General features: G+C 67.5%; 12 protein-coding genes. 4 read left to right on the top strand and 8 right to left on the bottom strand.

The features are described 5' to 3' along the window. Window positions 1–8: 8 nt before the first annotated feature. The 4 genes from ctpC to G6N54_RS12365 all read right to left on the bottom strand — a co-directional run bounded on the left by ctpC (window position 9) and on the right by G6N54_RS12365 (window position 4,815). A complete protein-coding gene (gene ctpC / locus G6N54_RS12380) occupies window positions 9–2,183 on the bottom strand; it encodes a manganese-exporting P-type ATPase CtpC (RefSeq protein WP_163790404.1) in 2,175 nt (724 codons plus the stop codon). Between the two features lie 9 nt (window positions 2,184–2,192). Further along, window positions 2,193–2,474, bottom strand: coding sequence for a DUF1490 family protein (locus tag G6N54_RS12375; RefSeq protein ID WP_163790403.1), 282 nt, complete (start codon window positions 2,472–2,474; stop codon window positions 2,193–2,195). Between the two features lie 158 nt (window positions 2,475–2,632). Then, on the bottom strand, window positions 2,633–3,364 hold the full coding sequence (locus G6N54_RS12370) for a TIGR03089 family protein (RefSeq protein ID WP_197939598.1): 732 nt from the start codon (window positions 3,362–3,364) through the stop codon (window positions 2,633–2,635). Further along, window positions 3,352–4,815, bottom strand: coding sequence for an LCP family protein (locus G6N54_RS12365; protein WP_163790402.1), 1,464 nt, complete (start codon window positions 4,813–4,815; stop codon window positions 3,352–3,354). Before G6N54_RS12365 ends, G6N54_RS12370 begins: the two co-directional genes overlap by 13 nt. A gap of 97 nt (window positions 4,816–4,912) precedes the next feature. Here G6N54_RS12365 and rfbD point away from each other — a divergent pair, with 97 nt between their 5' ends. From rfbD to G6N54_RS12345, 4 genes are all read left to right on the top strand, one after another. Further along, window positions 4,913–5,821: a dTDP-4-dehydrorhamnose reductase gene (rfbD, locus tag G6N54_RS12360; protein WP_163790401.1), complete on the top strand. Its 909-nt coding sequence runs from the start codon at window positions 4,913–4,915 to the stop codon at window positions 5,819–5,821. Then, window positions 5,814–6,710, top strand: coding sequence for a glycosyltransferase family 2 protein (locus G6N54_RS12355; protein ID WP_163790400.1), 897 nt, complete (start codon window positions 5,814–5,816; stop codon window positions 6,708–6,710). Before rfbD ends, G6N54_RS12355 begins: the two co-directional genes overlap by 8 nt. 1 nt (window position 6,711) lies before the next feature. Beyond that, entirely contained in the window at window positions 6,712–7,791 is a 1,080-nt protein-coding gene (gene manB, locus G6N54_RS12350; RefSeq protein WP_163790399.1) for a mannose-1-phosphate guanylyltransferase, read from the top strand. A gap of 98 nt (window positions 7,792–7,889) precedes the next feature. Continuing rightward, entirely contained in the window at window positions 7,890–8,744 is an 855-nt protein-coding gene (locus tag G6N54_RS12345) for a hypothetical protein (RefSeq protein ID WP_163790398.1), read from the top strand. Between the two features lie 59 nt (window positions 8,745–8,803). On the opposite strand, the gene G6N54_RS12340 is transcribed toward G6N54_RS12345, so the two are convergent. The 4 genes from G6N54_RS12340 to cofD are packed head-to-tail and all read right to left on the bottom strand — an operon-like array spanning window position 8,804 to window position 13,293. After that, complete coding sequence (locus tag G6N54_RS12340) at window positions 8,804–9,340, bottom strand: NUDIX hydrolase (RefSeq protein WP_163790397.1); 537 nt, start codon at window positions 9,338–9,340, stop codon at window positions 8,804–8,806. Beyond that, on the bottom strand, window positions 9,337–10,935 hold the full coding sequence (locus G6N54_RS12335) for an Eco57I restriction-modification methylase domain-containing protein (protein ID WP_163790396.1): 1,599 nt from the start codon (window positions 10,933–10,935) through the stop codon (window positions 9,337–9,339). The genes G6N54_RS12340 and G6N54_RS12335 overlap by 4 nt, the downstream gene beginning before the upstream one ends. Window positions 10,936–10,945: 10 nt before the next feature. Then, window positions 10,946–12,307: a coenzyme F420-0:L-glutamate ligase gene (locus G6N54_RS12330; RefSeq protein WP_163790395.1), complete on the bottom strand. Its 1,362-nt coding sequence runs from the start codon at window positions 12,305–12,307 to the stop codon at window positions 10,946–10,948. Beyond that, window positions 12,304–13,293, bottom strand: coding sequence for a 2-phospho-L-lactate transferase (gene cofD / locus G6N54_RS12325; RefSeq protein ID WP_163790394.1), 990 nt, complete (start codon window positions 13,291–13,293; stop codon window positions 12,304–12,306). The genes G6N54_RS12330 and cofD overlap by 4 nt, the downstream gene beginning before the upstream one ends. Between the last annotated feature and the right edge of the window lie 268 nt (window positions 13,294–13,561).

Raw genomic sequence — 13,561 nt, 5'->3', positions numbered from 1 at the left:
GGTGACGCTCAGTCGAGGCGGTAGCGGATCAACCGAGAACTATTGGCCACCACGGCGACCGACGACGCATTGTGCAGGATCGCGGCCAGCACGGGGGACAGGGCCCCGCCCGCACCGATGATCAGCCCAACGGCGTTGACGGCGATCGACATGCCGTAGTTCTCTCGGATCACATCGACCGCCCGGGCGCCTAGATCCCGCACGTCGAGCAGGCGATGCAGGTCGTCGTTAGCCAGCGCCACGTCGGCGGTTTCGACGGCGACGTCGGTTCCGGCCAGCCCCATCGCGATGCCGATGTCGGCCGCCGCCAGCGCCGGGGCGTCGTTGATGCCGTCGCCGACCATGCCGACGATGTAGCCTTCGCCCTGCAGCTGGCGCACCACGTCGAGCTTGTCCTCCGGCATGACCTCGGCGCGCCACTCGTCGATGCCCAGCTCGCCGGCGACCACCCGCGCGATGTCCGGGTGATCGCCGGTGAGCATGACTATGCGTCGAATCCCGTTGGCGCGCAACTGCTTCAGCACGTCGGCAGCTTCGGGCCGGACTTCGTCGCGCAGACTGATCAGCCCGACCAGTTTGCCGTCCACCGCCAGCAGCAGCGGGGTCTCGGCCTCGCGGCGCAGCTTGTCGACCCACTCCTTGGCCTTCTTCGACACCCTGACCTTCTCGGCCTGCAACAGCGACGGGCTGCCCAGCAGCAGGGTGCGGCCGTCGGCCCAGGTCCGCATGCCTAAACCGACCAGCACCTCGCACTCCTCGTGCGGCGGGATACTGATGTGGCGTTCCTCGGTGGAGCGGATGACCGCCTCGGCCAGCGGATGGCGGGAATGGATCTCCGAGCTGGCCGCATACGCCAGCACCTGCTCGGGTTGCCAATCCTTATGCATCGCAACAATATTGGTGACTACCGGGCGACCAACGGTCAGTGTCCCGGTCTTGTCGAACACGATCGCGTCGACCCGGCCCGCCTGCTCGAGATGGGATCCGCCTTTGATCAGGATGCCCCGGCGGGCGCCGTTGCCGATCGCGGCGCTGATCGCGGTCGGGGTGGCCAGGCCTACCGCGCACGGGCAGGCGATCAGCAGCATGGTCATCGCGCGCCGGACGTCGCCGGTGATCGCCAGCGTGATCGCCGAGACGATGAACGAGCTGGGAACAAAGCGCCGCGAGAAGTTTTCGCCGACCGTCTGGATGGGCGCCCGATCGTGCTGCGCCTCCTCGACACGGGTGATGATGCGCCCGATCGTGGTTTGTTTGTCGACGGCCTTGGCGCGCACCACGACGCGTCCGCGCACCACGACCGAGCCTGCGTGCACGCGTGTTCCGACGCCGACGCTCACCGGCAGGTTCTCGCCGGTGATCGCGGATTGGTTGACGATGGCCTCGCCGTCGACCACTGCGCCGTCCACCGGGATCGCCACGTGGTCGTGCACCACCACCTCGTCGCCCAGCTCCAGGCTGTCGATCGGGACCTGGACCTGGTTGCCGTCCGGCAGCCGGATCCACGCCGTGTCCTGGCTGCCGCGCAACAGCTCCGAAATGGCACGCCTGGTTCGTCGCAACGTCAGATCTTGTAGATACTCGCCGATATTGAGTAGCCACAACACGGTCAGCGCGACCACGTTCTCGCGCAGGATCAGACTCGCCACGGTCGCGGCCGAGACCAGTGCGTCGGTGCCGGCCCTGCCGGATCGCAGCGAACGCAGGGCGCCGCGCAGGAACGGGTAGCCGGTGAAGATCGTGACGCCGGTGGCGACCACCCGGCCGCTGGGCCCAAGCAGCGGCGGCCGGGCGAACACATAGCGGCGCACCCCGAGCAGGCTCAGGGCGAGGCCGCCGATGACCATGCGCAGCACGTCGGAGTTGCGGATCTCCGACGAGTGGGGTGCGCGCGCCGGAATCAATTCGCTGGCAACGTGTTCAGCGTCGCTGATCGCCGCCATTACCTCGGCGCGGTCGCAGCGGCGCGGTGAATACCAGACTACGACCGATCCGGTGCGCGGGTAAGCGTGCACGGCGCGCACGCCGGTCTGCTTGGCCACGGCCTCTTCGACCGCGACGGCGCGGCGGGTGTTCAAACGCACCCATGGGACCAAAAGCCGCATGCGGCCGGCGGCGTCCGAAAGTACTTCTAAGGCTGGGTCTTTGGCAGTTGCGATGTCTTCAACGATCGCGAGGCTCATGGCGAGCGATCAGTGGTCGTGATCGTGGGTGTCGCCCAGCGACGGGGTGGGCGCCTCCTCGCCGATGCGCTCGCGGGCTTCGGCCATCACATCGGCGAGTTTGAGTCGCGCCGACTCCGCGGCAGTTTCGGCCTTGCGGGTGCCGCGCAGTCCCAGCTCGGCGCCCTTGACGGCGGTCTCGTGCAGTGGTGCCTTGGCCGCCGCTTTGCGCACGACTTCGTAGGCCGTCACCCCGACCAGGCCGGTGAATACCGTTCCCGCCGCCTTTGCCAGTAGCCCGTATACGGCCATTGCCTGATCCCTTCTCCACCGCCCGGTTGTTAATGGCAACCATTATCAGAAAGCTACGCCGGAGGCGACGAAACAGCCAAGCGGCCTGCCTGTTGTCGCGCCGTACACCCCATGCTTGCACGAAATTAACATTGATGTATTGCTATATCAATATGCATTTAGAGGACGCGGGTGACCTTCTCGGTCTCGATTCGGCGTTGCAGCGCCCCCGGATCGGGGTTCGCCACCTGCACCAGCGACGCGCCCACGGCCATGACGGCCAGCAGGCCATCGACCAGCTCGGCGGGGCCGGGCCACGACGCGGTGGACAGTACCCGATCCGCAGCCGTCAAACCCCGTGCAGCCGCTGAGTTTTCACACTCGGCCAGAATTTCCTCGACGGAGCGGCCGGCCAGCGCGGCGCCGGGATGGCGTTCGGCGACGATCTGGTCGCCGTGCACCCGTACCGCGGTGGCGTAATCGGTGACGCCGATCGGCAGGTCGGATCCCCCCAGGTTTGCAGGACGACCGAACGGATCGAGCGACAACACCGCGACTTCACCGCCGGCGACGGCAGCGTCGGCCTCATCCAGGCGCTCGGCCGTGCACAGCGCCACATCCGCGGGACTCGCGTCGAGCACGGCCTCGGCGCCGATCCACCACACCCCGAATAACACCGCCGCGGTCTGCCAGTGCGCCGGCAGAAGGATCGCCACCCGGCTGGCCGGCCCCGCGCCCAGCTCGTCGCGTAATAGGTTGCCGGTCTTGGCCGCCCAGTTGGCCAGCGTCACCGCGGACAGCTCGATGCGCTCGCCGGTGGCGTCGTCGTAGTAGGTAATGCGCGGACCGACCGGGTCGGCCCGCAGCATCGGATCGAGGATCGCTGTCGACAGGGTGGTCAGTTGATGCACTCCGGCTTGTCGCTGCCGGCCGTCAGGATCGGCGACGGTGCGGGGATATTCGGGTCGGTGGCCGATTGGTTCGTCACCCGAGCCGGCGCCGTCGTGCTGCCGGACAGGCCGGAGCCGGGGCCGGTGTAGTCGTTGGCCAGCACCACGCGGACGGATCCCGGCGCCAACGACGCATCCGGTACGACAGGCAACCCGCCCAGCTCCTTGGAGACTTCCTGCGCTCCCATGTCATCGGGCTTGTTGGCGCGCACCTGGCTGGACTTGACGTGAGCGCCGTCGTTGTTGCCGGCGCCACCGGTGGTAAATCCTTTGGAGCTCAACACATCTGAGACCGCTGCTGCCAGTCCGTTGATGTCGGTGTCGTTGACCACGGTGGCGGTGGTCTTGGCGGGGGTGTAGGCCAATTGCTCGGTCTTGCCCTGATCCTGTTCGTGCAGCAGGCCGGCCACCCAGTCCTGAACCTGGTGCACGTCGACCCGGACCACGCTCTGCATGCCGTCGTCGCTCCAGCCGGCGCCGTCGAGCACCGGGATGGTGGCGAATGCGACGTTACCGCCGGCCAGCTTCTGCAATTGCTGTACGAAGTCCATGACGTTCCAGCCCTGGGAGATCACCACCGAGCGCTGCACCGCCGCCTCCAGTCGTTTCAGCGTGGTCGGGCTGGACAGCGTCTGGCCGGAGATCACCCGGTGCGCGAGCGAGGCCATCACGACTTGCTGACGCACCACCCGATCGAGATCGCCGCGCGGTAGGTCGTGGCGCTGGCGCACGAAGCTCAGCGCTTCGGCGCCGTCGAGTTTTTGCGGACCGGCCGGGAAGTCGGCGCCCGAAAGCGGTTCGTACACCGCATCTTTGAGGCATACGTTGACGCCTCCGAGTGCATCGGTGATCAAGGCGAATCCCAGCAGTCCGATCTCGGCATAGTGGTCGACGGTGACGCCGGTGAGGTCGGCGACGGTCTTGATCAGGGCCTCGCGCCCGGCCTCCGTTCCCTGCGTGGCGGCATCTTCGGCCGAGTCACCGGCTTTGACCAGGTTGGCCCGCTTGGCTTCCCGGGTTTGGCCGTAGACCCCGTTGATCTTCGTCTTGCCTAGGCCGGGGGCCACCACATAGGAGTCGCGGGGAATCGAGATGGCGGTGGCCGACTTCCCGTTGTTCGGTATCCGCACCAGGATGATGGTGTCGGTGTTGGTGGCTTCCTCGTCGCCGGCCTTCAGCGTCGCTAGTTCGTCCTGTGTCAACGCGTTCCCGTGGGCGTCGGTGCGGCTGTCCAGGCCGACCAGCAGGATGTCGATCGCGCCGTCGTCGCCGCCCTGGCCGAGTGACGCGGCCGACATGTGGAAGATGCCGTCTTCGAACGTTCGGACGTTGTTCCACGCGACGCCGGTGCCGAGAACGACGGCGACGGCGAGCACAGTGGCAACAACACGAACCATACGCTGCACAGGCATCGCATTAGGTTACTTGCGGCACATACGCTTCCTTGGTAGCCAGCGGCGGCGTGGCCCGACCTTTCCTGGCGCTTTCGAGACATGCCAGACTCGAACCATGTCGGGCAGGATCGTGATCACCGGAGCCGGTGGGCAGCTGGGCGGTTGTCTGGCCGCACAGGGCGCTGACCAGGGTCGTAACGTCCTCGCGCTGACGTCGGCACAGTGGGACATCACCGAACCCGCCGCCGCCGAGGCGATCGTGACAAGCGGCGATGTCGTTATCAACTGCGCCGCCTACACCGATGTGGACGGGGCCGAGAGTGACCAAGCGCGAGCCTATGCGGTCAACGAGGCCGCACCGGCACACATCGCGCGGGCCTGCGCGCGGGCCGGTGCCCGGCTGATTCACGTCTCGACCGACTTCGTGTTCGCCGGTGACTACGCCGACCCCCACCCGTTCGAGCCCAGCGACGAAACCACGCCGCGTGGCGTCTACGCGTGCAGCAAGCGCGCCGGCGAGGTCGCCGTACTCGCGGCGCTGCCGGAGGCGTCCCAGTGCGTCGTGGTCCGGACCGCCTGGGTCTACACCGGCGGTACCGGCAAGGACTTCGTCGCGATCATGCGCAAGCTCGCCGCCGGTGACGGGCCGATCAAGGTCGTCGACGACCAGGTCGGCTCGCCGACCTACGTTGCCGACTTGGCCGCCGCCCTGCTTCAGATAGCCGATGACGGCGTCCCCGGACCGATCCTGCACGCCGCCAACGAGGGCGTCGTCTCCCGATTCGGGCTGGCCCGCGCGGTCTTCGAGGAGTGTGGCGCCGACCCCGAGCGGGTGAACCCGGTGAGCACCGCGGAATTTCCCCGCCCGGCACCGCGGCCGACCTATTCCGCGCTGTCGAGCCGGCAGTCGGCGGCCGCGGGCATGACGCCGCTACGGCCCTGGCGGTCCGCACTTGTCGACGCGCTGGCCTCGTCTGACGGGCCGGTCGCAGCAGCACGACCGATAATCTCTACGCGTGACTGACGTCTTGCCGGTCGTGACGGTGACGTTCTCGCCGGGCCACCACCTCGAACGATTCCTGGCTTCGCTGTCGCTGGCCACCGAGCGCCCGGTCAGCGTCTTGATGGCCGACAACGGTTCCACCGACGGCACCCCGCAGGCCGCCGTTGAGCGCTACCCGAATGTGCGGCTGTTCAGCACCGGCGGCAACCTCGGCTACGGAACCGCGGTCAACCGCGCGATCGAGCATCTCGGCGAGCGGGGGGAGATCGACGACTGGGTGCTGGTGGCCAACCCGGACGTGCAGTGGGGCCCGAACAGCATCGACGCGCTGCTCGAGGCGGCCGCCCGCTGGCCCCAGGCCGGCGGGCTCGGTCCGCTGATCCACGACCCCGACGGGTCGGTGTATCCATCGGCGCGCCACCTGCCCAGCCTGATCCGCGGCGGCATGCACGCGGTGATCGGGCCGTTCTGGAAGAACAATCCCTGGACGGCGGCGTACCGCCAGGAGCGGCTCGAGCCCAGCGAACGGCCGGTGGGCTGGCTGTCGGGATCGTGCCTGCTGCTGCGCCGTTCGGCCTTCGGTCAGATCGGCGGATTCGACGAGCGTTACTTCATGTATATGGAGGACGTCGACCTCGGCGACCGGCTCGGCAAGGCCGGCTGGCTCAACGTCTACGTGCCTTCGGCCGAAGTGCTGCACCACAAGGGCCACTCCACTGGAGACGATCCGGCCAGCCACCTCGCGGCGCACCACCGGAGCACCTATATCTTTCTGGCCGACCGGCATACCGGTTGGTGGCTGGCTCCGCTGCGCTGGACGTTGCGGGCCTCGTTGGCGCTGCGCTCCCATCTGATGGTGCGCAGCTCGCGCCGGCAGCGTGTGCAGAAGCCGGCAGAAGGGCGGCACTGAATTGGCGATTGCCGGAGTGGATGCGGTGATTCTGGTCGGCGGCAAGGGCACTCGCCTGCGGCCGCTGACGCTGTCGGCGCCCAAGCCGATGCTGCCGACGGCCGGAGTGCCGTTTCTCACCCATATGTTGTCGCGCATCGCCGCGGCGGGCGTCGAACACGTCATCCTCAGCACCTCTTATAAGGCCGGGGTGTTCGAGGCGGAGTTCGGCGACGGGTCCGCGCTCGGTCTGGAGATCGACTGCGTCACCGAAGAAGAACCGCTGGGGACGGGCGGCGGAATCGCCAACATCGCCGACAGGCTGCGCCACGACACCGTCCTGGTGTTCAACGGCGACGTGCTCTCCGGGGCCGACCTTTGCGAGCTGGTGGAGTCGCACCGCGCCAACGAAGCAGACGTGACGCTGCACCTGGTTCGGGTGGGCGATCCGCGGGCCTTCGGTTGTGTGCCCACCGACGAGAACAACCGCGTGCTGGCCTTTCTGGAGAAGACCGAGGATCCGCCGACCGACCAGATCAACGCCGGCACCTACGTTTTCGAGCGCAAGATCATCGACCGGATCCCGCGCGGCCGGCCGGTGTCGGTCGAGCGCGAGGTGTTCCCGTCGCTGCTGTCGGATCCGGACGTCAAGGTCTGCGGCTACGTCGACGCGACCTATTGGCGAGACATGGGCACCCCGGATGACTTCGTCCGCGGATCGTCGGACCTGGTGCGCGGCATCGTCACGTCGCCGGCGCTGAACGGGCATCGGGGCGAGAACCTGGTGCACGAGGGTGCTGCGGTGGCGCCCGGCGCGGTGGTGATCGGTGGCACGGTCGTCGGGCGCGGAGCCGAGATCGGTCCCGGTGTGCGCCTGGACGGCGCGGTGATATTCGACGGCGTCAAGATCGAGGCCGGCAGCGTGGTCGAGCGCTCGATCGTCGGCTTCGGGGCGCGCATCGGTCCGCGGGCGCTGATCCGCGACGGTGTGATCGGCGACGGCGCCGATATCGGGGCGCGTTGCGAGCTGTTGCGCGGCGCCCGGGTGTGGCCGGGAGTCTCCATTCCCGACGGCGGGATCCGCTACTCCAGCGACGTGTAGGTCTTTTTGCGCCGAGATCGACACCACGGTGATGGCTACTCGAACTTTTCCGTGCCAGCGTCGATTTCGGTGAACGTGGCCCCGGCCACGATGCCCGCATGGGGGAAGTGTTTCTAGGCAGCGAAGCGATCGCTGGTCATGCGTTGAGCGAGTACCAGCTGCGCCGGTGGTATCGGAGGATACTTCCCGATGTCTATGTGCCGAAGCGCGATGAGCTATCGCTGGACGATCGCATTCTCGCTGCCTGGCTATGGTCTCGCCGGCATGCGGTAATCGCGGGTGCTGCGGCATCCGCACTGCACGGAGCGCGATGGGTGGATGCGAATACGTCGATCGAACTCGTCTCCAGAAGCGCACGGCCGCAGCGCGATCTAATCGTAAGGAACGAGACACTCGGCGCAGACGAAGTGACCACGATCAAGCGGCTGCCGGTGAAATCGGTAGCCCGTACGGCTCTCGACCTCGGCCGCTACCTGCCGCGTGGACAGGCCTTAGCGCGACTCGACGCACTCATGCGTGCGACACCGTTCTCCTTCGAGGATGTCTTCGTCTTGGCGAAGCGATATCGCGGCGCTCGTGGTTTGCGACGGCTAAGCGATGTCCTGCCCTTTGTGGACGGCGGTGCGGCGTCGCCCAAGGAAAGCTGGTTGAGGCTGCTTCTCGTTGATGCGGGCTTACCTAGACCCGTAACGCAGATACCGGTCAATTACGGCTGGCGACTAGTGGGGTTGCTGGATATGGGCTGGCGGGACTACATGGTCGCCGCGGAGTATGACGGCGACCAACATCGAACCGACAGAAGGCAATATGTGCGGGATCAGCGGCGACTATCCGAACTCGCCGAGATGGGCTGGATTGTCGTTCGTGTGATCGCTGAGGACAAGCCCGATGACATTCTCAACCGCGTGACTCGTGCCCTAGTCAGCCGCGGCTATTGCCGAGATCGACGTTAGCGCGTCGTCTACTCGAACTTTTGCGCGCTGATGTCGATTTCGGCGCTATGGCTCCTGCGCTATAACGCCCGCGCCCGCGAAACCAGGTGCGCGAGTGCGTAATCGGCGTCGGGCGGCAGTGCGTCGGCCGGCCACCACCGCAGGTCCTCGGATTCCTCGCTGATCGCGATTTGCGCACCCGCCGGCGCGTGCGCGACGAATTGCAGGTCCAGATGCCGGGTTGGCACGCCCAGCGAGCAGGTCACCGGGTGGGCGTGAATGGCGACCAGCTGCGGGGTGATTCGCAGACTTGGCACTCCGGACTCCTCGACGGCTTCGCGCAGCGCTGCGGTCACGATGTCGGGGTCGTCCTCGTCGCAGTGGCCGCCGAGCTGCACCCACTTGCCCAGGCGCGGATGCAGGGTGAGCAGCACCTGGGTGCCGCTGTCGTCCAGCACGATCGTCGACGCCGTCACGTGCCCGGCTTCGCATTCGCGGCGGCAGGCGTCGGGGCGGGCGTGCACGAAGGCCAGCACGGCGTGCCGCAACGACTCCTGCGCGGGGTCGGGTGCCTGCCAGTCGGTGAGGACCGCGATGGCCGAGTCCCGCACGCTCATCGGGTGGCGCGCCCGGTCCGGCGATCGCGCAGGGTGTGCCATGCCGCCCGACACTGCGCGACGACATCGGGTGACCAGCCGAGCCCGTCGATCAGCACGTGCCGGTCGACGGTGTCGAGCGCCTTCTCGATTTCGTTGGCCTTCAACAGCAGATCGACATCTCCGGCGAGTTCGGCGCCGGCCAATGCCGGTGCGGGAAGGGGTAGCTGCTCGGCTTCGGTCGGCTCCAGTTCCAAGATGCCTCCACCATAACTACGGCCCATGATCTCGGCGAAGGCGAACGTCGCGCTGTTGTGGAACACCGCGGCGAACGCCGTCGGGTCGGCCCGGCTATCGCGGTCGCCCAGCAGCCGCACCCGATGCACGGTGTCGGTGCTCGTCGCCGCGGCGCCGTTGACGGTCAGCCGCGGCGACAGGTGGATCTGGCGCAACAGGAACAGGTCGGGCACCCACAGCGACGGTGTGCGCCACCACGGTGTCCGGATCGAGCACTTGTAGCCGAGGTGAACGCCGTCGGCCTCGCCGGCGTCGATGTGCGCGGTCAGGGCGGGATCGGCGGGCACGTCCGGGGCGTCGAGCAACCAGGTCCGGTGGCCGGCCGCGACATCGCTTGCCCGGCAATCGGAGTCGTAGACCAGGCCGCTGAGCTGGCTGCTGCGCGAGACGAGCGGGACGCAGTGCGGCCGCAGGCTCAGCTCGTCGGCTTGTGCGTCGGTGAAGGTGAAGAAGCTGTTGCGGCCCGTCACGATGCCGACGTCCACGTCGGCGATGGCACCGACCCGCGTCAACGTGTCGGATTCCTTGAGCGTGCGCAGCAGTGCGATCGTGGCGGGGTCCAGGAAGTATTTGGTCCACTTCTCCTGCTCGTGCAACAGCGCGGGCGCCGATTCGACGCCGGTGTCGGAGAGGTCGGCGCCGTCCAGGGCGTCGGCGTCGGTGAGATTCAGCGTGCGAATCCGCGCCGGACCCGGACCGACCACCCCGCAGAACAACAGGACTTCCTGCAGGATGCCGTCGAATACCAACCGCCGAAATGTGACCAGAGTGATTTCTCGGAAGCGAGTGAGGAGAAATTCGCGCAATTGTGCGGCATAACCGACTTGCAGTAATTCGGCGGGCAATACCAATCCCACCCGGCCGCCGTCGCGCACGATTACCGTGCTCGCGACGACGAACGGGACCCAGGCATTGGTCAGCCGGCTGGGGCGCAGACCCTCGCGCCGCATCAGCTCCAGCGCCGGCTCCCGCTGTTGCGGCGCCCAGTTGCCGAATCGGATGTAGGGCGGGTTGCCCGCGACCCCGTCCCAACCGGTGGCCTCGTTTTCGGCCAGCCAGTCGAACAGGCTCGCGTCGTCGACCGGAGCGAACGCTCGCGCCTTCGCGGCTTCGGCGGCGACGAGTTCCACCCCCCGCGCCTCGGTACTGAGCGCGGCGAGCTCGCGCAGGATTCGGCCGTTGCCGCACGAGGGTTCGACGATCCGGGTCCCGGCCTCGCGGACCCAGCGGGCTAGGAATCGCGCCACCGGCGCGGGTGTGTAGTACCCGCCGCGAGCCTTGTCGGCCGATGCGGCCGTCTTGCCCGCGAACGTCTTCACCGGGTCAGTATCACTTGCGGATCAACAGATCTCCGGGATTCACGGGGTCGCGCAACCCCGCGGCCCGTGCTTCTTCGGAGGGGTAGCCGATCGCGATGCCGCCCAACGGCTCCCAATCGTCCGGCAGCTCCAGCTCGGCGCGGACCAAATCGGCGGCGAACATCGTCGAGCCGATCCAGCAGCTGCCCACCCCCCGCACGGCCAGCGCCACCAGTAACGCCTGGACGGCCGCGCCGACGGCGACGGTGAACATCGTGTGCTCGGCCTCGGTGCGCCCCGCGTCGGAATAGGTGTGCGCGCCGTCGAGCACCAGCATCGGGATGACGACCTCGGGTGCGTCGTAGAGGATCTGGCCGCGCGCCACCCGGCGATCGATCGCGTCGTCGGGCTTGCCGTCACCGGCAAGGTCGTCACGCCACTTGTCTTTCATGCGATCGAGCAGTCGCGTCCGGGTAGCCGCGGTGCGCAGCCACACGAACCGCACCGGGCGGGTGTGGTGCGGGGCCGGCGCGGTCAGGGCCTCGGCGACGGCCGCCTCGATCAACTCCGGCGACACCGGCTCGTCGCTGAACCGGCGCACCGACCGGCGCAGCAGCTGGGCCTCGAGATGTCCCTGCTCGATGGCCTCGGCGGTGCCGAGCCAGAACAGGTCTTCGGGACCGGGCCGCAGCAGTTGCCGGGCGGTGGTGCCGTCGTCGACGACGGTGAGCCCGCGCACGACGGCCACCGGCATCGCGGTCAGCTTGCCCTTGACCAGATCGGCCGCGGCGGCCACTTCGTCGGCCACGGCGATCTCGGTGACCACCAACTCGTTGCCGTGCTCGTCGACCGCACCCGAATAGCCGTGCAGCACAGCCAGACCGGCCGCCCCGATCGCGGCGTCGATCTGACCGTTGCGCCACGCCCGGCCCATGGTGTCGGTGATCACCACCGCGACGTCGACACCGAGCTTCTCGCGCAGCGCGGCGCGCAGGGCCGCCGCACTGCCGTCGGGGTCGACCGGCAGCAGCGCGAGTTCGCTTCGGCCGACGTTGGATCCGTCCACGCCGGCGGCGGCTTGCACCAGCCCGAGCCGGTTCTCGGTGATCAGCGTGCGGCCTTTGCGGGCCAGCACCCGCACCGCCTCGTCGTCGACCAATTTGCGGCGGAGCTCGTCTCGCTCCTCGGGGTCCTCGGGCGCCGCCACCAGCCGGCCCTCGCACTTTGACACCACCTTGCTGGTGACGACCACGACGTCGCCTTCGCGCAGCCACGGCATGGCGGCGGCGAGTGCCGCACCGAGATCGTCGCCGGGGCGGAACTCGGGAAGTCCGGCGACGGGCAGGATCTCGACCGTCGCGGCGGTGCCGTGCTCTTTCGGCGAACGGTTCACGGCGCCACGTCCGCGATGTCCAGTCCGGCCCGGACCATCTCGGCCGTCGCCTTCGGGTCGGTCATCAGCAGCGGCACCGCGCGCACCGCGACGCCGTCGATGTCCGCGTGATCGCGCTCGTGCACCAGCCAGCAATCCAGTATCCCGGTGCTCGCGCGGGCGCCGTAATGCCTGCCGACCGCCTCCGCTGTGGACTCGACCCCGATCACCTCGAGGCAGGCATCGGCCATGCCGCGCAACGGCTTTCCGCCGATGATCGGGGAGTAGCCGACGATCGGCGCGGAAGCCGCCCGTAGCGCGCCGCGAATACCCGGGACGGCCAGGACCGCCCCGACGCTCACCACCGGATTGGACGGCGCCAGCAAGATGATGTCGGCATTGCCGATCGCATCGACCGCTTCGGTTGTGGCGCTGGCTGTTTCGGCGCCGACGAACGCGAAACTGTGCGTTGCCACCTGGGCTCGATAGCGCACCCACCACTCCTGGAAGTGGATCGCGCGCCGGCTGTCGTCGGCCGGATCCGTGATCACCACATGGGTTTCGCACCGGTCGTCACTGGCGGGTAGTAACCGTGCGCCCGGCTGCCAGCGATCGCACAACGCGGTGGTGATCTGTGACAGTGGGTAGCCGGCGTTGAGCATCTGGGTGCGCACCAAATGTGTCCCGAGATCGCGGTCTCCTAGCTGAAACCAATCCGGCTGCACGCCGTAGCGTGCCAATTCCTCTTTGGCGTGCCAGGTTTCGTCACGATGGCCCCACCCGCGCTCCGGGTCTACGCCTCCACCTAAGGTATACATGCAGGTGTCCAAGTCCGGACAAACGCGGACCCCGTGGATCCAGGCATCGTCGCCAATGTTGACGACGGCGGCCAGCTCATGACCGGAAGTTTCTCCCCCGGTTGCGAACTGGCCCAGTCCGAGTAACTGTTGAACACCCAGCAGGAACCGGGCGCCGCCGACCCCGCCGACGAGAACGGTGACCTTCACATCGGACGACAGTACCGGCCGGCCAATTTGGCGAGCGTTGTGACGGACACGCCGAAGGGGTGAAATAACAGAAACGCCGGAAATTGATCACAAGATGGTATGGAAAATCGCCGAAACGCTTGACCCAGCAGATTAACCCGTGTCTAATCACATCAGTGTCATTTCCCGGTTGGCCGGCCGGTTCCGGTGTCGCAGACCGAGATTCGATCACTTGTTCGAATTGTCTGTTACATCAGAACAGCGGAAAACAACCACTCTATCAAAGACC

Origin of the sequence: Mycobacterium stomatepiae (assembly GCF_010731715.1) — a bacterium.
GTDB lineage: Bacteria > Actinomycetota > Actinomycetes > Mycobacteriales > Mycobacteriaceae > Mycobacterium > Mycobacterium stomatepiae.
The sequence above is the reverse complement of the archived record's forward strand: the minus strand, read 5'-3'. Positions and strand labels throughout refer to the sequence as shown.